Source organism: Brevibacillus brevis, assembly GCF_031583145.1.
Classification (GTDB): Bacteria; Bacillota; Bacilli; order Brevibacillales; family Brevibacillaceae; genus Brevibacillus; species Brevibacillus brevis_E.
In genome coordinates this window covers 5,101,376-5,120,691 of sequence record NZ_CP134050.1, presented here as the reverse complement: position 1 = coordinate 5,120,691, position 19,316 = coordinate 5,101,376, and the positions used below count along the sequence as shown (strand labels likewise).

Genomic DNA, 19,316 nt, shown 5'->3' with positions numbered 1-19,316 from the left:
AGACATGAAAACATTCGAAGGACATCTGGTAGGGACGGGACTGCGCGTGGGAATCGTAGCGGGACGGTTCAACGAATTTATCGTCGGCAAGCTGGTGGGAGGGGCTCTTGACGCGCTGAAACGCCACGGAGTCGAGGAGGAAAACGTCGACGTGGCGTGGGTGCCGGGGGCATTTGAGATTCCCCTCATCGCAAAGAAAATGGCGGAGTCGGGCCGCTACGACGCCGTAGTGACGCTCGGAGCCGTCATTCGCGGAGCGACCCCGCACTTCGATTACGTGTGCAGCGAGACCGCCAAAGGCGTAGCGGCACTTTCGCTGTCGACAGGAATCCCGGTGATCTTCGGTGTGCTGACGACGGATTCCATCGAGCAAGCCATCGAGCGGGCCGGGACCAAGGCCGGCAACAAAGGCTGGGAAGCTGCTGCCGCTGCAATCGAGATGGCGAATCTCAGCAAGCAGTTCGCGTAAACCGCAGAGCAAAAAAGGATAGAGAGACACGACAGGACGCCATGTGCGTCCTTTTTTGTACAGATAGGAATGTATACAATTTCTATCCAGTATAAGAGCAGCCGTAGCTCCGCCATAAAAGCATGGCGTATCCAGGATTTCGAACTGCCGGAGCGCCGCTGCCCCGGAAATATCCCTTTGTCGGGGAGATCGAGCACCTGAGAAGCTCGTCCCCTCTGGATAAAGACGCCGTGGCAGGGAACAGTAAGAATGAATTTCCAAAAAAGGTCGGGGGTTCCAAGGTGAAGCCGATGGAGTGGTGGAGACAACAGGTCGAAAAGGTGCGCGCCTCGCAAGGAAACAGCAAGCAGCAAAGGTACGGCAGCACGATCACTCCTGAGCGTGTGAAAGATCAGCTGGAGGACGTGGACGATCTCAGCAGTTTGGATTTGAAGATGAATGGCGAGAGCGTTCACGTGTTTTATCTGGATACGATGGTGGACAAGAACCAGATCTACGATACGATTCTCCTCCCGCTGCAGCGGTCTGACGGCCGGCATCCGCTGGAAGTGCTGCCTCTCGCCCAGCCGCACAATTCGGAGGACCTTACCCCCTTGCTGAATAATTTGCTAAGGGGCCATACCATCCTGTTTTTTCTTGACCGGAATCTCATTTTGCAGGTCAATACTTTCCAAGTCGAGCATCGCAACATTTCCCAATCGGAAAATGAGTCCACTGTTCTCGGCCCGCAAGACTCCTTTGTGGAAATGCTGGAAATCAATTTGTCGCTACTGCGCCGCAGGATCGCTTCGCCCTACTTGAAAGTCGCCGCGAGCACGATCGGCACGGAGACGCACAATCGCGTGGCTGTCATCTACATGGAGGACATCGCTAATCCGGAAAACGTGGAGCGGGTGAAAAGACGGATCCAAAATGTGGAGTATCATGGCTTTGTCGGGATGCCGGTGCTCAAGCAAATGCTGGAGGACAAGCCGTACTCGCCTTTTCCCCAGTTCGGATTGACCAACCGCCCGGATAACGCCACCGCTGCTCTCCTCGATGGAAGAATTGTCGTGCTTTTGAATGGAAGCCCGGACGCGGCGATTTGTCCTTCGTCCTTCCTGGAGCTGTTCAGCAGTCCCGAAGACTTTTACAATCGCTGGTCGACAGCCAGTTTGCTGCGGATGATTCGGTTTTTCGGCCTGTTCATTACCATCTTGCTGACGTCCAGCTACGTGTCCGTTCTCACGTACCATCCCGAGATGCTCCCGCCCGCCTTGCTCACCATCCTTTCCGAATCGCGAAGCAGGGTGCCTTTTCCGCCCGTAGTCGAAGTGATGATCATGGAACTGATCATCGAGATCTTGCGGGAAGCCGGGATCCGGATGCCGACCAAAATCGGGCAGACGATCGGCATCGTAGGCGGTATCGTCATCGGGACGGCATCCGTTCAGGCGGGGCTTGCCAGCAATATCCTGATTGTTCTCGTATCGGTTTCCGCCTTGCTCTCGTTCGTGCCTCCCAACTTCCTCATGAGCAATGCGATCCGGCTCGTACGGTACGCCTTCATCCTCATCGCAGGCTTACTGGGCATGTACGGACAATTTCTGATGCTGGCGTTTCTCTTTGCACATCTGCTGGATTTGACTTCACTCGGTACTCCGTACATGACCGCCGGGGTTCCGCGAAAGTGGACGGATATGTTGAATGGTCTGGTTCGGGTGCCGCTTATTTATATGCTTTACCGCAATACCATGTCCCGGGCAAAACGCAAAAAAGTGAGGCCGGTTGGCGAGGAGTAGGTTTGATGGACCAGGCGAAGATCGAAAACCTCAACCCGTATCATGTGATTGGCCTGGTGCTGAATACGTGCATCGGGGTCAATCTGCTTATGCTGTCCCACTCGGTCAGCGCGATGGGGTACAACCAGTGGTGGCTTCCATTTATTTTGGGTGTGCTCGTGACGTTGACGCTCTATCCCATGAATGCGCTGTGCTCGCGTTACCCGGATGATTCCCTGTACGTCATCAATGAAAAGCTGCTGGGAAAATGGCTGGGGAGGCTTGTCAACATCCTCGTCATCGCTTACGCCACGCTGAACGTTGCGGCAGCCAATTCGGGGTATGTCAGGCTCGCGCAAACCTCCATGCTTAGCAACGAAACAGTCACATTGCCACTGCTCGGATTGTCTTTGGTCATGATCTACATCACGAATGGAGGGATCAAGCTCGTTGCCCGCTTTTGCCTGATTTCCTTCTTTTTTACCGGATGGATGGTGTACTTGCTGCAATGGGGATATATCAAAGGCGGAATCATGCACATCTTTCCTTTGTTCAATACTACTTTATCCGATGTGCTCCACGCTTTGCACCAATCGTCTACCAGCATGTTCGGATACGAGCTTTTGCTCTTTTACTATCCATTTATCCAAAAGAAGAGCAAGGCGTTGCGCGACGCCCTCATCGGCGTTTGGCTGGTCGTCGCGTTTTACGTCGTCATCCTGCTCACCAGCGTGGCCTATTTTTCCGTGTGGGAGATGGAGCATTTGATTTACCCGATCCTCAATCTGTTCAAGGCTGTCGAGCTGTCGTTCCTGGAGCGGATGGAAAATCTGGGTGTAGGCTTGTGGGTTTTTCTCGTCTTGAGCACGAGTACCGCCTACTTGTGGGTGGCTCGCAGAGGGATCGAGGAATGGAGCGGCAAAAGGAAGTGGTGGCATCTGCTGCTGCCGGCTACCATCGCGTATTTCATGATTCGCGGTCCGCTCCCTCTCCAGTTCCAGCAGTTCTTGTTTGACAAGGTCAACGTCTATATGGGGTACACGGTGATACTTTGGCCCGTTTTCTTGCTGCTGGTCCATGCCGTCCGCAGCCGAAGCGGAGGCGAGGCTGCATGAGGAGAGTAGGCCTCTTCGCAGCGCTGGCTTTGGCCGTGATGGTGGTCCTCGCAGGCTGTGCGTCGGAGTACGAGACGCCATCGCTCGAAGACATGGCGATGATCGGTGTCATCGGCTACGATTACAGTGGCGACAAGAATGTGCAGGTGAGCGTGTCCATACCGGTTCCGTCCAGCCGTTCGAAAGAAATGACCCAGACGTATTCGACGGTGGCAACGGTGACGAGTGAAGCGATCCTCAAGCTCTCCAGCATGGCGGAGAGGACGATGTCGCTCTCCCAGCTGCGCGTGGTCCTGTTCAGCGAAGAGTACGCGCGCAAGGTAGGGCTCGGCAAAGTATTGATGGATTTGTACCGCAATCCGATCGTCGGGGAGAATGTATTCGTGGCGATCGTCAAAGGACGGGCAGAGGATGTCGTTCGCGGTAACTACCAGCACAAGCCGGAGCTGAACACCTACTTGAACGATCTGTTGCGACCCCGTGTAGAAACGGCTTTTTCTTCTTTTACGACCATCAAGGATTACATTTTCATGACGACGAGCGGAGTTTGTGATCCGAACATGCCCTACCTGGTAAAGCACACAGAGGATATCTTTGTAGACAAAGCAGCTCTCTTCCGCGGGGACAAGATGATCGATACGATGACCCAGCGGGAAGGCAAGCTGGTTCAGGCGGTCATCGGCAGAAAGCGGCTCCCTCGCATGAGCTTCGAGCTGCCTGCTGACGGAAAAAAGGAACAAATCGTGCTGGATTTCGTCTGGTCCAAGGGAAGGGTCAGAAGCAAAGGGAGCCTCGAAAAACCGGAGCTCCACATCAACCTCGAATACCGGGTTACTCTTGTCGGCTATACCGGAACGAAGCGGCTGGACAACGATGGGGAAATGGAGACGCTGAAGAAACAGCTGGAAGGCCAATTTAAAAAAGAAGCGCTGGCAACACTCAAGCGGTTTCAAAAGGCGGGGATCGATCCGGCCCAATTGGAGGAAAGCTTCCGGCGGCAATATCGTGGGAAATGGAGCCGGGACATTGGGCTGAAGCTGTACCAAAAGGCCGGAATCGACGTCCACGTCGGCTTGGAAATCGTTGGATTCGGAACGCTCGACTGATCGACTAAAAAAGACGCTTCCACTCGCGCCAAATCGCGCCCAGCGTCCCGCGCTCCCACTTGCGGTCGCGGGAGAAGAGCAGTCGGGTCAGGCCCAGAAACAGCTTCCGCTGGTCCTCCGTGTAAGGATACCAGTTGACCTCCCGCTTTCGGGTGCCGGGGTCGTGGATGATGGAGGTGCTGTGGGTAAAAGCCTGCAAGCCAAAGGGACCTCGGTACCGGCCGATGCCGCTTTGCTTGACGCCTCCAAAGGGAAGGTAGGGATTGGCGTAGCTGATGATGACGTCGTTGATGCAGACATTGCCGCTCTCCAGCCGCTCTGCGATGCTTTTCGCCCGCCTCCTGTCCATAGACCAGACGGAAGCATTCAATCCGTACGGGGATGCATTCGCGAGGCGAACGGCTTCCTCTTCATCGGAAAACGTCATGATCGGGAGGACCGGGCCAAACGTCTCCTCTTGCATGACTTTCATATCGGATGTGACATCGGTCAGGATGGTTGGCGGCAAAAACAGACTGTCTTCGTCTGCTGGAGGTTGACCGCCGAGTACGGCCCTGGCTCCTTTGGACAAAGCGTCTGCCACGTGTTCCCGCACGATGGCTAACTGCTGGGGAGAGGTCATCGAGCCGATCTCCGCCTGGTCGGGGTAGCCCTGGCGCAAAGCGGCGGCTTTTTCTGTGACGAGCTGCAAAAATTTCGGATAGACGCTCTCGTGGACGTACACGCGCTCAACCGACATACAGACTTGGCCGGAATTGGTAAAGGCACCCCAGACAGCGGCATTGGCAGCTCTCTCCAAGTGCGCGTCCGCAAGCACGATCATCGGGTCCTTTCCGCCAAGCTCCAGCTCCACCGGGATCAGGTGCTCCGCAGCTGCCGCCATGATTTTCTTCCCCGTCGCTACCGATCCGGTGAAGAAAATTTTATCAGGTCGGGCGGATACGAGCTCCTGTCCGACGCTTCTTCCGCCGTGGAGTACGGACACGACGCCATCCGGCAGAGGCACCGCCCGAAACATCTCTTCGATGAGCATGCCAGTGGCCGGGGTGACTTCGGAAGGCTTCAGAATCACCGTGTTGCCCGCCACAAGCGCGGAAAGAACGGGAATCACGGCCAGCTGGAAGGGATAATTCCACGGGGAGATGACTGCCACAACTCCCATGGGTTTGAAGTGAATGTACGATTTCTTTGGCCACAGAACGAGACCGGTGGGAACCTTTTGCGGAGAAAGCATGCGGCGTGCGTGCTTTTCATAAAAACGGATCGTGTCGACAGTGACGAAGATCTCGGTCATGAACGCTTCCAGGGTGACCTTTCCCGTATCCTGGCTGATTTTATGAGCGAGCTTTTCGCCGTGGTCGACCAAATAGTGGCGCAGGCGGACCAAGTAATCGATTCGCTTCGACAGTGCAGTCGCCGACCAGGAAGCAAAGGCAGCCCGGGCCTGTTTCATCGTCTGGCGAACCTGCTCGGGCGTGGCTTCTGACACGGTACCCAGTACTTCGCCTGTGGCCGGGTTCCGCATGGACAGCACAGCCATGAGACTCACCTCTCTCGCGTAGAAAACGCGTTTCGTAATGGAATGTGACCATTGTAGGAGGCCCGTGCTCTTTCTGTCAAACGCAAAGAAGCGGCCGACTTTGCCGCTTCAGGCAACAACGCTTCGCGGGGCGAAAGCAGCTCAGCGCTTCCGGCTCTGCCGCTCCCAGCGTCTCAGGTAAGGATAAGGATCAAATGCCCAGTCGGCACCGCCTGTTTCGCGGTACATCCCGTAGTGCAGGTGAGGCGGAAATTTGCCTGCGGTGCCAGGCTTCCCGTATCCGGAACTGCCCACGTAGCCGATGACTTGTCCAGGCTCCACGATATCGCCCGGCTTTAGCCCTTTTTTAAATGAGGAAAGATGAGCGAAATAGTGGTACACGTTGCCCATGTCGCGCATGCCGATACGCCAGCCTCCGTAGCGGTTCCATCCGATGACTTCGATGACCCCGTAGGCTGTGCTGAGGACGGGCGTCCCGTACGAAGCGAAAATATCGGTCCCTTCATGGATGCGGTGCCCTCCCCAGCCGCGGCTGGCTCCCCACGTGCTGCGATAGCTGTAGGTGTAGCGCGGGGGAATTGGGAAATGGCGCTGCTCCAGATTCAGGTGCTGGTATTTGTCGTACACTTTGGCGAACTGTTTGATCGTCTTCACCGACCGGTCTCGCTGGTAGTACGACCATAGCCCGATCCCCCAGTCATCCGAGGAATAGCCGTACGCAGACAGATAGCGGATGACGGAAGCGAGCACATCTATGTCGTTGTGGCGGTCCGCAATCCCGTCACTGTCGCCATCTATGCCCATGCCGTTGAAAAAGGCGATGGAAGCCGGATTCGTGTCCTCCGTGTCCGGATTCCACATTCCGCCCCAACGCTCAGGGGGAATGTCGATGGAAGTCAAGCGGGAAGAAGACGCTTCCGTGCCCTTCTTTCTTCGTATTTTCATCGTTCGCTCGTATTGGTCGACGGCAGCCAGATACGTCCAGGGAATCCCATACAACGACTCCATCCGCTGGAAAAGCTCCAGACGCGCCTTCATGAGCCGATCGGCTCCGGCAGCAGTAGCAGATGAATCTGCGGCCGCGACGGATTCCAGCGGCATGATAGCGGCAGCCACGCACAAGCTAATCTGAATGATTAGGCGGAAAACTCGCATCCCGTCTCCCTCCAGCCCAGATAGTCTCCGTTGTAGTTTCTGCCAGCGGGGGCCGTTTATCCAACATACTTTCTGGAAGATTTGCGGTATGATGCTAGAAAAGAGCAAAACGGCTCAAAAGGGAGGAAGCCTGCATGAAATTGGTGATACGTGCCGAAGCGCCGCTAGCCTTGCGACACCTGGTCGCCCCCCTTCGCAGACTTGGAGTGCTGGAGCACCGTGACGACACTGCCTTGGGGAGGGGAGAGGCGCTGCTTGGACAGGTGCGAAGCTTGCGAGCCCTTTGTCCCTCGGTCCGATGGGAGGAAGAGGAGGAGGCGCTGCTTCAATTGGCGGGGGTGGCAAGCCAGGACAGCCCTCCGTTCGAACTGCTGGTGCAGCCTCTCCCTGTGCCTGCCGGATTGCCGCTCCCATTGCTGGAACTGATGACGGGCTGGGAGCTGACAGAGAAGAAGGAGTGGGGGATGGAAACATTCTCTCCACTGGCGATGGCATGGCTGCGCGAGGCTGGCGCTAAGCCTCTGGCCGAGCTGGAAGGACGGCTGCAGCGAATCGAGAAGGGCGAGGGTCTCGCCGTTCTTGTGCTGGAAGATGGCGAGGCGCAAGGGATTTCGGTAGTTCGGGAGCAGAGAAACCATGAGGAAGAACATATCGATGAAGGGATGCTGCTGCTGCAAGCCAACCTGGACGACAGCAGTCCGGAGTGGCTCGCTTACGTGATGGAGCTCTGTCTGCGGGCTGGTGCCAACGACGTCCACTTTCAGCCGGTGACGATGAAAAAAAGCCGCCCGGGTACACTCCTGCAGGTCATGTGCTACCAGAGCGAGGCGGAAGCGTTGAAAACGCTCCTGTTTACGGAAACCACAACATTTGGCATCCGTTCGTTCCCGGTCGCGTGCCACCGTCTTGCTCGCCGTTTTGTGACAGTGGCAACCGAGTGGGGTGAAGTCACAGTCAAGCTGGGATTCCATCGCGAAAAGAAAGTGCAGGTCGCTCCGGAATACGCTGCATGCGCGAAGCTGGCGGAAGCGGCTGGAGTGCCCCTCAGGCAGGTGTACCAGCAGGCGGTACAGCTGGCGTCCGAGAAAAGTCTGTGAAATTCGTGTAAAGACAGCAGGAGCACGGACTCCCTTCAAAGAATTGGAAAACGAGGAGAATTTCCTCCCTATCCATTTTCCAAGGAGGCTGTGAGATGAGCAAAAAAGTGTTGATTGTCACAGGAGATGCAGTAGAGGCGCTGGAAGTCTACTACCCGTACTACCGTTGTCTGGAAGAAGGTTTCGAAACCGTCATTGCAGCGCCGAGTGTAAAGACCCTGCATACGGTCTGCCACGATTTTGAAGCTCACAGCGAGACGTATACAGAAAAGCCTGCGTACCAGCTGTCTGCCCACGCCGCGTTTTCCGAGATCAATCCAGAGGCGTTTGACGCCTTGATCATCCCAGGCGGACGGGCACCGGAGCACATTCGGCTGAATGAGCACCTGAAACCGATTGTTGCCCACTTTTTCGAGACAAACAAGCCCGTAGCCGCCATCTGCCACGGTGCTCAGGTGTTGGCAGTGGTTCGTGAGCACCTGGCTGGCAGGGAAATGACTGCTTACCAGGCGTGCCGCCCGGATGTGGAAGCGTGCGGCGCCATCTACCAGACCGAAACGCTGCACGTCGACGGCAATTTTGTCTCCGGACATGCTTGGCCGGACTTGCCCGGGTTTATGCGCGAGTTTCTCAAATTGCTGCGCTAAACCAGGTCATTGATCGGGATTGCGCCGGTCGATGTAGAGGCTATGATCGGGTTGCAGCTCAGCGTAAAAGACGTCGTGCACGGAGTGGATGCCAGCCTGATGGAGTCGTCGTTCGACCCATTTGGTGCTGATGCCGAGCTCTATCAGATTTTTCGCGACGTATTTCCCGTCGGAGATGATTTCAGCAGGCAGCAAAGGATGTAGCGGCGTTCTCGCCTTTACATCCTTTTTCGTTGCGTATTGATATTCCGGCTTTTTCAATACGCTCAATTTGCCGTGAGGCTCCAGGATGGCGTACTCGACTTCGCTGATGGAAAACGCGTCACGCTCACGCAGCATCATCGTCAGATCGTCCAGATTCAAACGGGTCCTGGCCATCGCCGATTCGATAATTTCCCCATGGCGTATGATGATGGTAGGCTCTCCGTCAATAGCGATGCGAGCTTTTGGCCATTTCAAGCCGGCATAGCTGACCAGTAAGGTCAAAAACGTCCACCAGATCAGACCGGTGAGCCCCGTGAAGAGGAGCAGATCCTTCTGGATGACGATTTCAGCCGCGATGGAGCCAAAGGTAATGCCCGTCACGTAATTGAAAAAAGTAAGATGGCTGAGCTGCTTTTTGCCCAAAAGGCGGGTCAGGATGAGCATGGCTAGAAAGGTGACAGACGTGCGCAAAAGGATTTCCAGCAGGGAAACATTCGCAGACATGACAGACCTCCCTTCCGAACATGGATCTACCCTTACCATGTCCGTAGGGAGGTCTGTCTATGTTTGCCTGCGTGGCTCGGATTGTCCGGCAGACTGGAGGGCAGGCTACAGGCGGCCTGCGAGCAGGCGGAGCACGTTTGGCTGGTCGGGCAGGTCGCGGGTCCCGGCGCCGTATCCGATTGCGTCCACGGTCATGGCCGGGAGGGGGCCAAACTCGCGCACCAGTGCAGCGGCCACACCGGCTCCGGTCGGTGTGGTCAGCTCCTTTTCCACGGTCGTGCGCCGCAACGGAATGCCGACGAGCATTTCCATCGTGGCGGGAGCAGGGACGGGGTAGAGGCCATGGTCGCAGCGCACGTAGCCGTTTCCGGTCGGGACCGGACCGCAGTAGAGCTGATCGATTCCCAGATCCTCCAGGCCGAGCGCGATTCCGACGACATCCACGATGGAATCGAGGGCCCCTACTTCATGAAAGTGTACCGTTTCCACAGGAACGCCGTGAATTTTCGCTTCAGCCACCGCAATCTTTTCAAAAATGGCCAAGGCGCGAGCCGTTACACGGGGGGCGAGCTCGGCAGCCTCGATCATCTCCACGATATCCTTGTAGGCACGATGGGCGTGGTCATGCTGCCCGATTACTTTGAGCGGTTTGAGAGGCTGCGCAGGCGCGGGTGTCTCGTCGATGACATCGAGCTTTAGCGCGGTGACGCCGGTCTTCACCACGGTTCTCCATTCGAGGCGAAAGTGCAAGCCGGGCAGCTTGCGCAGTTGATCCTCGATGCGGCTGCGATCAGCCCCTGCATCGACGAGTGCCGCCAAGAGCATGTCTCCGCTGATTCCCGAAAAACAGTCCAAATATGCGATACGCACTTCAATCACTCCTTTTCAAGCCCACTTTTCTTCCTGTATCATAAAGGGAAAATATGTTCGTCTTTGGTTGATGGGTTGTCCAAATTGTACCATTCGACGCTTTCGTTTGTCATGTGAGGAGTTGAGAGATTGTGTTGTCATTCATACATACCGCGGATGTCCATCTGGACGCGCCGCTTCAGGCGCTCTCTGATCGGTACGAGCTGCGGCAGGACGATTTCCGCAAGACGATGCGGCAAATTCGGGATCTCGTCCTGGACAGGCAGGCTGATTTCTGGCTGATCGCGGGCGACTTGCTGGAATACCACGGGGGGCGCAGGTCTACCGCGCTGTTTTTGCGCGATTTGTTCGCGAGCGTCGCCCCTGTTCCGGTGTGCATCGCCCCGGGCAACCACGATCCGTGGCGTCCGGATTCCTTTTACCAGACGCTCGATTGGTCCGGAAATGTACATTGGTTCACACCGGAATGGGGAGCGTACGAGTTTCCGGACAAATCATGTGTCATCTACGGCTGGGGATTTCCGAATCACCATGCTTACGAATCCCCGCTCGTCTCCTTCCCCGGAAAGCTGGACGGATACCGCTACCATCTGATGGTGCTGCATGCGAGCATGCTCGGCAAGGAAGCAGAGGAGCATCACCCGTATGCGCCGATTACGTTGCAGGAAGTGGCTGAAACGGGAGTAGATTACGTAGCGCTCGGACACATCCACAAGCCGGGGCAGTTTTTGCACCCGCAGAAAAAATGGCCGGTCGCCGCGTATCCCGGTTCCCCGGAAGGATTGAATGCCAAGGAGGAAGGGCAACGCAGCGTGCTGTACGGGGAAATCGATCGGACAGGGAGGGTCGCGCTGGAGATGGTGCCGATCGGACAAAGGCGGATCCGCAGGCGGCAGATCGGTCTAGAAGGGGCGGAGACGATGGAACAGCTCATCGATCTGCTGGAGGAAAAATTGGCGGATGAGCGGGACAGCGACCTTCTCTACCTTGCGTTAACCGGTGAGCGGGCCGCTCATTTTTCCCCGTCCCTTGCTGTCTTGCATCAGCGATTCTCCCGTTTTTTCCACTTGCACATCTCGGATCAGACATGGCCGGATGTGGATGCGGACAGGCTGATCGCGGAGCAGGGAATCTGGGGCAGGTGGCTCGCCAAGCTGGCGCAGCGGGAAGAGCAGGCAGCTAGCGAAGCGGAGCGGGAAGCTGTCAGGCTGGCGCGCCGGGAAGCGCTGGCCCGGATCGGAGGGAGCGCCCGATGAGAATCGACGAACTTTCTCTCAAAGGCTTTGGCAAATGGCAGGATGCGTCGTTCCGCTTCGGGGCGGGCCTTAACGTTTTTGCAGCTCCGAACGAATCGGGAAAGTCGACCCTGCTGCAAGGAATTTTCGCGGCGCTTTACGGCTTGAAGCGCGATTACGTGAAGAGCGCCCGCTATCTGCCTGAGTACGAAAAGTATCGCCCCTGGCACCAAGGAGACTACGAGACGATCATTTCTTACCGGCTCGGGGACAAATCGTACCGGCTGCACCGCTGCCTGCTCAGAGAGCGCGAGCAGTCGCGCCTTTTTCTCGAGCCGGAATGGACGGAGCTGACGGACATCTACATGGAGGACAGACGCAAGGAACGGCCATTCCTGGAGCAGCACCTGGGGCTGACACGCAGTCTGTTCACCGATATTGCCTGGATCAAAAGGGGACCGCTCTTTGCAGCGGAGCATCTGATGCCCGCGCTTGCCCAAAACGAAGAGGCCAATCCGGCCGCAAGCCGCATGCTGGCCGAACTGGATCGGGATTTGGCCGCCATCGGAAAGAAGGAGCGGGCGGAGAGCACACTCCTGGGCAAAGCCGGAGCGCTGCTGGCGCAGAAGGAAGCCGAGCTCGCCAGCGCAGAGTCTGCCTGGAAAATCATCAGCCAGTTGACCCGTCAGATCGCAGAGTGGGAGGACGAGAAACGGGATTTGGAGCATCTGCACAGCCGTCTGCGGCAGCGTCAGCAGCTTTTGCGGGAGCGTGAGCAGTCCTGGCAGAAGCGATGGGAACATAGCCATACGCCTCCGAAGTCCGACGAGGAATGGGAAGGGTGGTCTCGTTCGGCAGGCACCCCGAAGGAAAAGCAGATCCATGAGGAGGCGAGAGCTGCGCTTGCCCGGATGGATGCCTGTTCGTTTCAAGTCGAGAAGGGGAAGTGGGATGACGTCGACCGGGATCGTCTGCTGGCCGACTACGATAGAGGGGTACAGCTGCGCAGGCAGTGGGAGGAAGGCCACGTGCAGCTGGCGATGCTGGCGGCGACGATGGCGAGCCGTGGAGGACGGCAGGACAGAGCGGACAGGCAGAAGAAAAAGGGAGGGGCGCCCACCAGGCTTTGGGGAATGGCGGGAGCGCTTGCTGTACTGGGGATTGTCCTTGCCATTTTCGACCAAGCGCTGCCAGCCGGGGTATTGCTTGCAGGTTCGGCGCTTCTGGCGGGTACGGCGTGGGTGAGGATGCGGGCAAAAGCAAATCCGAGCCATGTTTCCGATCCCGCTGCCCAAGAGATACAGAACCGTCAGCGGGAGCTGGCTGATCTGGACGACGAGCTGCAACGCCTCATCGGCACTTGGGGCGTACCAAGCTGGGAGACTTTTGCACAGATGCGTGAAGAAGCGCTGGGCAGCCTTCGCGACCGTGAATCGGTCCAGCTCCAAGACCGGCTCGCCAGGCAGGAAGAAAAAGCTCGTCTCCTGCTTCAGTGGGGAGAGCAGCTCCGAGCGGTGTGGGAAACGGAAAAGGCGGAGCTGGAGCGAGAGCAGGCAGCTATGCTGGTCGAGCTGGAGCGGGTAGAACGGCAGATCCAGCATCTGCGGGAACAAATCGCCCGGGCAAACGGGGAAGTAGCGGCACACGATGCCGTATCGCTCGCCAAGGCGAAAAGCGAGCAGGAGGAGGCGGCTTCGGCAATGCAGCAGCTTTTGCAAAAGCGGGAAGCGCTGCAAATCGCTCGCGACGCGCTGCAGGAAGCGGTTGCCGAATGGAATCGGGACGTGTCGCCCGGGATCAATGAACGGGCTTCGGAGGTGTTCGCCCAAATTACGGCAGGGGAGTACCGAGACGTCCGATTGGATCCGCAGGAAGGCTTCGCGGTCCGTCTGCTGGAGCCGGCGAGGCAGTTGGTGCTCGATCTGGAACAATGCTCGACCGGTACGCAAGACCAGCTTTTCCTCGCGCAGCGCCTTGCACTGCTGAGCCATGTGAGCCAGAATTCCGAACCGTTGCCCCTCTTCTTCGACGACCACTTCGTACACTACGACGACGAGCGCCTCAGGCGGACGCTGGAATTTTTGGCAGAGCTGTCGGAGAAGCACCAAATCTTTCTGTTTACCTGCCAGGATCGGGAGCTTCGGATTCTGGAACCGTGGCTCGGAGTTTCCGACCGGCATTTGGTCCATACTTTGGGGTGAACTACCGGGGGTGGAAAAGGTTGCTCCCCCTTGTCCAACCCTCTATAATAGAGAGAACCAAGTCACATGAGGAGTGAGCCCTATGACGCAACGGAAACCGGAGTGGCTCAAGATCAACCTTGTATCGGGATCCGAACTAGCCAGCTTTAAAGAACTGAAGCAAACCATGCGCAGCAAGACGCTGCACACTGTTTGCGAAGAAGCGAAATGCCCCAACATTCATGAGTGCTGGGCAAGCGGAACAGCCACCTTCATGATTTTGGGTGATATATGTACGCGCGCCTGTCGCTTTTGTGCCGTCAAAACCGGACTGCCTACCGAGCTGGATACAGCGGAGCCGGAACGCGTAGCGGAAGCCGCGGAGCAAATGCGTCTTCGGCACGTCGTCGTGACTTCCGTAGCCCGGGACGATTTGGCTGATGGCGGTGCCCAAATTTTTGCGGAGACCATCAAAGCGATACGCCGCCGCCTGCCGTTTGCGTCCGTGGAAGTGTTGATTCCGGATTTCATGGGCAACTGGGATGCGTTGAAAGTGGTCATGGACGCACGCCCGGATGTATTGAACCACAATATCGAGTCCGTCCGCCGATTGTCCGATCGCGTACGCGCCCGTGCCAAATACGACCGGACGCTGGCTTTGCTGAAAAAGGCAAAAGAGCTCCAGCCGGATATTCCCACCAAGTCCAGCCTGATGATCGGTGTAGGCGAGACGATCGAAGAAATCCTGGAGACGATGGACGATTTGCGCTCCGTCGACGTCAATATCATGACGATCGGGCAGTATCTGCAGCCGACGAAAAAGCACTTGAATGTGGAGCATTACTATCATCCCGACGAATTCGCCCGCTTGAAAGAAGAGGGCATGAAGCGGGGGTTCAGCCATGTGGAAGCCGGGCCGCTCGTCCGCAGCTCCTACCATGCGCACGAACAGGCCACTGCGGCCAAGGAAACCATCGCTCAAGCACAATAATGGAAAACACCCTCCTGCGGCTGTACGCTCACAGGAGGGTGTTGCTATATGAAGCGCAAAACCGATGAGTTATCGACCGGTTGTCCCCATATGGCTCTTGTTGGTAGTTGCACTTCTAGCACGCATTTGCTCCGCATCGGTAGTGCCACCCATGCGTTTGATCAACGCGTCAATGCTAGTTGTGGTTTCGTTCGTGCGAGCGTGGCTCAGGTTGCTGTGACGAGATGCGACGCGGGCGATCTCCTGGATGTCGTTCGGATTGTCGGTCACGTACACTTTGTAGTAGCGAGGGGATACCGACATCGCGTTCATCCGGGCCTGATTCTTCGCAGTGTGGGCGTCGGAGCCTTGGGTATTCAACCCGACGAAGACTTCTTCATCGGTGACCAGTACGGTCGAACGTTGTACCCCCGGGCAGCTTGCCGTCACATTGCCAACCGCTCGTGCCAATGCGTCACGATCGACATAGACGTTGTTCGCGCCTGCAGTCTGAGCGTGCTGGCGATCCGTCTGGATATACCCGTAACGTGGCATGCCGGTCTGCATGACCCCTGCCCCGCCGCGGTTCGAAGCGTTTTTCTGGTAAATCGAGTGAGTACCGGTGGTCGTACCCGCTCCTGTCAATCCTCTGATGCCTGCGGTACCGGTCGTGCCGGTTCCCAGATGGCCGTCAGGGAAAGCAGTGTACGGACGCATACCGTCATGTCCAGTCGTACCGTATCCGGTCGCGCCAGTCATGCCGGTCGCACCGTATCCGGTGGTGCCAGTCATGCCGGTCGTACCGTATCCGGTGGTGCCAGTCGTGCCGGTCGTACCGTATCCGGTCGTGCCAGTCGTGCCGGTCGTACCATATCCGGTCGTACCAGTCGTGCCGGTGGTACCGTATCCGGTCGTGCCATACCCGCTGTAATTTCGGGTATGCAATCCGTCGATCGAACGATTCGTCACGCCATCATACGTGCGGGTATGATACCCGTCGATGTCGCGAGCGCGCATCCCGTCGTACGTGCGGGTGTGCAGTCCGTCGAAATTCGTGGTGTGTGGAGCTGTCTGATTCGTGGCTGTGCGGTTTGGCGTCGTGTAATTAGGTGCGGCGTTGTTTGCGCAAGCGGAAGCCAACAAAGCGATACCTGCGATAGCTGGATACAACCATGTCTTTTTCAATGGTAACACCCCCCTACACGATAGAATGTCCAGCAGACAACTGCTGTTTTCGTGGGAATTTTATCTCTTGCTGCATGAAATATGGTAAGATGGACGTAGCATATGTATGTAAGGAGGAAGCGGATTTGATTCGCACGCAAGCCGGTACTTATGAAGTCATGGAAGAAAATCGCGACGGCTGGAACCCGGAAGCATTCAAAGAGCGTTACAGCGATATCCTCGACAAATACGACTACATCGTAGGCGACTGGGGATACGGACAGCTTCGTCTGCGGGGCTTTTACACAGACCTCAACCGCAAAGTGCCGTTCGAGCAGCGCATCTCCGCTTTGGATGAGTACCTGCAGGAGTTCTGCAATTTTGGATGTCCTTATTTTGTCCTGCGAAAAGTGAAATCCGCTCTGGGCCCAGGGGAGCAGAATGGACAGGACGATGCCGGAATCGAACTGGTCATTGATGTGCGGCAGGAGAGCAGCCGAGAAGATCAGGGGAATTCGTACGGGGAGCGAAAAGAGCGGCGCCGTTTTCATCCTCGCCAAAACAAGCAGGAGAGACAGGAGCGCGGCCATGCCCAAAACAGTCCTTCCTCGGAACGCTCTGGCTCCGGCCGCAATGAACGATCTGACAAGCCCAGATTCCCGAAGCCGGATAAAAACGGCAGAGACCAGGGGAAGGATCGTCGTCCCGGCCAAGCTCGTCCGAACCGGGAACGGGATAAAGTGCCGACAGGTTCCAATCAGACCCCGCCGAAACGAGATTCGTAAGCCAAACAATGACAGGCAGATATAAAAACGAGCCCGCGCAATTTCGGGCTCGTTTTGTTTTGGAATCTTGGAATCACTTGAGAGAACCGGGAACTCAAGTCAGAAGCCCCAGCCACCGCCGCTGTACGGGAAGTAAGGGTAGGGCAGTGGATAAGGGTAAGGATACGGATAGGGGTAAGGATAGAAGTTTTGTCCAAGTGGAATGACGATCGGGAAGAAAATTTCGGGACCCCGTCTCCGGAAAAATACGGGATGAGCCTGGTCTTCAGGGATGTATTGGTACCCCTGCTCGACTGGGTAATTCTGATGTTGGTCGTATTGATAAGGTTGCATCGTGCGAGTCGCACTCCTCTCGTAGTCTGTATGTGCAGTAGCAGTATACGAGGCATTCGCCTGTGTGGAGCGTTGTCCGGCAGGAAATGGGCAAACGTCCATACGGCGTGAAAAGCAAAAAAAGGAAGAGCCTAAAAAGGCCCTTCCTTCGCATCGTAAAACCGATCCTAGATGACGGTTTCTAAAAATGTCTTTAATTCTTCGGCTTCCTGTTCATTCAAATTGAAAGCAAATTCGAGATAGCCTTCTTCTTCGAGATCGTCGTGGCCAATGATGGCCGAGCGTCCGTTTTGAATATTGATCACCAGCTTTTTGCCGTAAAAGCGATTGGTGGTGGTAACGGCGAGATCGAATCGCGTCGCTTCTCCCATAAAGCTGACGAACCGGGTCTGGGTTGTTTCCGTATCGTCGTACAGGTAAAACAAATCAGCCATGAGTTTCCCTCTACTTCCATAATAGATTCGGTTTGTGTTCCACGTTGTGCAGGGCCCGGACGAATCGGATCGTCTTGGTTTGGGCACGCATGACGATGGAATGTGTCTCCACCATGTCGTCTCCCAAGTAGCGAACCCCTTGAAGCAGCTCCCCATCGGATACACCAGTCGCAGCGAAGATGGCATCCTCGCCTTTGACCATGTCGCTGAGCGTCAGGAGCTGTTCCGGATTCTCCAGACCCATTTTGATGCACCGTTCTCGTTCTCCGTCGTTCTGAGGCTTGAGCTGAGCCTGCATGTCGCCCCCCAGGCATTTGATCGCGGCAGCGCTGATGACGCCTTCGGGTGCCCCGCCGATTCCAAGGAACAGGTCGATCCCGGTATGCGGCAGGCAAGCGGCGATGGCTGCGCCTACATCTCCATCCCCAAACAGTTTGACGCGGGCCCCTTTTTCGCGGACCGCATCGATGATGGCCTGATGACGCTCCCGTTCCTGGATGATCACGGTTACGTCCGAAATCCGCTTGTTGTTTGCTTCCGCTACGACCTCTATCATTTTATCCACGGGATCGTATAAGTTGATCCTTCCGGCAGCGCGTTTTCCGACCGCCATTTTCATCATGTACATATCGGGCGCGTGAAGCAAAGTCCCGTGATCGCCGACGGCAATGACAGACATGGCATTATTGTGGCCTTTGGCGACAATGGTGGTTCCTTCCAGAGGATCGACCGCTACGTCCACTTCCGGCCCGTCCGCATCCGGATTGCCCAGCTTTTCTCCGATGTAAAGCATGGGAGCTTCATCCAGCTCGCCCTCGCCAATGACGACAGTCCCTCGCATGTTGATCGTGTCAAACATGGCGCGCATGGCCTGGGTCGCTGCTCCATCCGCTTCGTTTTTCTTTCCTCTTCCCATCCAGTGAGAGGAAGCCAAGGCAGCCATCTCCGTTACACGCACGATTTCCAGAGCCAGTTCGCGTTCCATTCCTTCGGTGTCCTCCCTTATGCCGGTAAAAATTCACCCCACCATTGTATCATAAAGTACAAGCCCATTCGCGCTGGCCCGTACAAATTTGGTATACTGATGAAGGAAAAGAGGTGAATCCGGTGAACAATTCCTATTTGCAGGAAGGGGAATTGGTTCTTCTCGTCCTGGTACTGACTTTTGTGTTTACGATCTATTACGCAAAGCGCAAAGCAAAAAAGAGAAAGTAAGGAGAATTTCCCATGTACGATGTGAATACCAAACGAATCGACCAAGTTTTGACATATATGTCTTCGATGCTGGACGTGCTCGACAGGCTGAAGGCTCGGGGAGCGGAAGCGGTTTTGGCGGACGAAGTGGCTGTGCTTGCGATGGAACGGGCCCTGCACTTGTCCATCGAGGGGATCGTAGATGTGGGGAATGCGCTGATTGACGGATTCATCATGCGCGATCCGGGAAGCTACGCCGATATTGTGGAAATTTTACGGGACGAGCAAGTGATCACCGGAGAACAAGCCCGCGTATTGACCGGCGTGACGGAGTTTCGCAAACATCTGGTAAATGACTACACCGCTGTGCCGGGAAAGGAAATGTATGCATTGGTAAATGAGGCGCTGCCTGCCCTGCGCCAGTTTGCTCCGGCCGTGCGGGACTATTTGGAAAAAGAGCTGTTCTGAAGAAACTGTAACTGCGGATTTTTTATACAAAACACTTTCATTAGTTTACTAAAGCGACTGGGTACGCTACAATAGGGAGAAAGGGC

20 protein-coding genes are annotated in these 19,316 nt (G+C 56.3%); 12 read left to right on the top strand and 8 right to left on the bottom strand.

Going from position 1 to position 19,316, the window contains the following annotated elements; all coding sequences use genetic code 11:
* The first annotated feature begins 4 nt into the window (after positions 1-4).
* The 4 genes from ribH to RGB73_RS25390 all read left to right on the top strand — a co-directional run bounded on the left by ribH (position 5) and on the right by RGB73_RS25390 (position 4,450).
* Complete coding sequence (gene ribH / locus RGB73_RS25405; protein WP_310765794.1) at positions 5-469, top strand: 6,7-dimethyl-8-ribityllumazine synthase; 465 nt, start codon at positions 5-7, stop codon at positions 467-469.
* Positions 470-750: 281 nt separating this feature from the next.
* Entirely contained in the window at positions 751-2,250 is a 1,500-nt protein-coding gene (locus RGB73_RS25400; RefSeq protein ID WP_396136141.1) for a spore germination protein, read from the top strand.
* Between the two features lie 5 nt (positions 2,251-2,255).
* Positions 2,256-3,344, top strand: coding sequence for a GerAB/ArcD/ProY family transporter (locus tag RGB73_RS25395; RefSeq protein WP_310765790.1), 1,089 nt, complete (start codon positions 2,256-2,258; stop codon positions 3,342-3,344).
* Positions 3,341-4,450, top strand: a complete 1,110-nt coding sequence (locus RGB73_RS25390) for a Ger(x)C family spore germination protein (RefSeq protein WP_310765788.1) — start codon at positions 3,341-3,343, stop codon at positions 4,448-4,450. The genes RGB73_RS25395 and RGB73_RS25390 overlap by 4 nt, the downstream gene beginning before the upstream one ends.
* 4 nt (positions 4,451-4,454) lie before the next feature.
* On the opposite strand, the gene RGB73_RS25385 is transcribed toward RGB73_RS25390, so the two are convergent.
* Both RGB73_RS25385 and RGB73_RS25380 read right to left on the bottom strand, forming a co-directional pair.
* Positions 4,455-5,990 (bottom strand): aldehyde dehydrogenase family protein, encoded by a 1,536-nt coding sequence (locus tag RGB73_RS25385; protein ID WP_310765786.1) that lies wholly within the window; start codon positions 5,988-5,990, stop codon positions 4,455-4,457.
* Positions 5,991-6,131: 141 nt separating this feature from the next.
* Positions 6,132-7,145, bottom strand: a complete 1,014-nt coding sequence (locus RGB73_RS25380; protein ID WP_310765784.1) for a M23 family metallopeptidase — start codon at positions 7,143-7,145, stop codon at positions 6,132-6,134.
* A gap of 134 nt (positions 7,146-7,279) precedes the next feature.
* Here RGB73_RS25380 and larC2 point away from each other — a divergent pair, with 134 nt between their 5' ends.
* Positions 7,280-8,242, top strand: coding sequence for a nickel pincer cofactor biosynthesis protein LarC2 (gene larC2 / locus RGB73_RS25375; protein WP_310765782.1), 963 nt, complete (start codon positions 7,280-7,282; stop codon positions 8,240-8,242).
* A 95-nt stretch (positions 8,243-8,337) separates the two neighbouring features.
* Entirely contained in the window at positions 8,338-8,889 is a 552-nt protein-coding gene (locus RGB73_RS25370) for a DJ-1/PfpI family protein (protein WP_310765780.1), read from the top strand.
* A gap of 6 nt (positions 8,890-8,895) precedes the next feature.
* Here RGB73_RS25370 and RGB73_RS25365 read toward each other — a convergent pair whose 3' ends face one another.
* Positions 8,896-9,597 (bottom strand): DUF421 domain-containing protein, encoded by a 702-nt coding sequence (locus RGB73_RS25365; protein WP_310765778.1) that lies wholly within the window; start codon positions 9,595-9,597, stop codon positions 8,896-8,898.
* Positions 9,598-9,702: 105 nt separating this feature from the next.
* Entirely contained in the window at positions 9,703-10,467 is a 765-nt protein-coding gene (larC, locus tag RGB73_RS25360; protein ID WP_310765776.1) for a nickel pincer cofactor biosynthesis protein LarC, read from the bottom strand.
* A 131-nt stretch (positions 10,468-10,598) separates the two neighbouring features.
* Between larC and RGB73_RS25355 the strand changes: the two genes are divergently transcribed.
* From RGB73_RS25355 to lipA, 3 genes are all read left to right on the top strand, one after another.
* Positions 10,599-11,723, top strand: a complete 1,125-nt coding sequence (locus RGB73_RS25355; protein ID WP_310765774.1) for a metallophosphoesterase family protein — start codon at positions 10,599-10,601, stop codon at positions 11,721-11,723.
* The gene (locus tag RGB73_RS25350) at positions 11,720-13,903 is read left to right on the top strand and encodes an ATP-binding protein (RefSeq protein ID WP_310765772.1); all 2,184 of its coding nucleotides are present in this window, start codon (positions 11,720-11,722) and stop codon (positions 13,901-13,903) included. Before RGB73_RS25355 ends, RGB73_RS25350 begins: the two co-directional genes overlap by 4 nt.
* 82 nt (positions 13,904-13,985) lie before the next feature.
* Positions 13,986-14,873 carry a lipoyl synthase gene (lipA, locus tag RGB73_RS25345; protein ID WP_310765770.1) on the top strand — a complete coding sequence of 296 codons (888 nt, stop codon included), beginning with the start codon at positions 13,986-13,988 and terminating at the stop codon, positions 14,871-14,873.
* 69 nt (positions 14,874-14,942) lie between these two features.
* Here lipA and RGB73_RS25340 read toward each other — a convergent pair whose 3' ends face one another.
* Complete coding sequence (locus tag RGB73_RS25340; protein ID WP_310765768.1) at positions 14,943-16,046, bottom strand: YhcN/YlaJ family sporulation lipoprotein; 1,104 nt, start codon at positions 16,044-16,046, stop codon at positions 14,943-14,945.
* Between the two features lie 80 nt (positions 16,047-16,126).
* Here RGB73_RS25340 and RGB73_RS25335 point away from each other — a divergent pair, with 80 nt between their 5' ends.
* Positions 16,127-16,801, top strand: coding sequence for a YutD family protein (locus RGB73_RS25335; RefSeq protein ID WP_463675647.1), 675 nt, complete (start codon positions 16,127-16,129; stop codon positions 16,799-16,801).
* 99 nt (positions 16,802-16,900) lie between these two features.
* Here the strand turns inward: RGB73_RS25335 and RGB73_RS25330 are convergent, their stop codons facing one another.
* The 3 genes from RGB73_RS25330 to glpX form a co-directional block, all read right to left on the bottom strand.
* A complete protein-coding gene (locus RGB73_RS25330) occupies positions 16,901-17,134 on the bottom strand; it encodes a spore coat protein (RefSeq protein WP_310765764.1) in 234 nt (77 codons plus the stop codon).
* A 167-nt stretch (positions 17,135-17,301) separates the two neighbouring features.
* Entirely contained in the window at positions 17,302-17,568 is a 267-nt protein-coding gene (locus tag RGB73_RS25325) for a DUF3055 domain-containing protein (protein ID WP_310765762.1), read from the bottom strand.
* A 10-nt stretch (positions 17,569-17,578) separates the two neighbouring features.
* Positions 17,579-18,553 (bottom strand): class II fructose-bisphosphatase, encoded by a 975-nt coding sequence (glpX, locus tag RGB73_RS25320; RefSeq protein WP_310765760.1) that lies wholly within the window; start codon positions 18,551-18,553, stop codon positions 17,579-17,581.
* A 122-nt stretch (positions 18,554-18,675) separates the two neighbouring features.
* Here glpX and RGB73_RS25315 point away from each other — a divergent pair, with 122 nt between their 5' ends.
* Entirely contained in the window at positions 18,676-18,783 is a 108-nt protein-coding gene (locus RGB73_RS25315; protein WP_049741614.1) for a hypothetical protein, read from the top strand.
* Positions 18,784-18,795: 12 nt separating this feature from the next.
* Complete coding sequence (locus RGB73_RS25310) at positions 18,796-19,230, top strand: DUF86 domain-containing protein (protein WP_310765750.1); 435 nt, start codon at positions 18,796-18,798, stop codon at positions 19,228-19,230.
* Positions 19,231-19,316 lie beyond the last annotated feature (86 nt).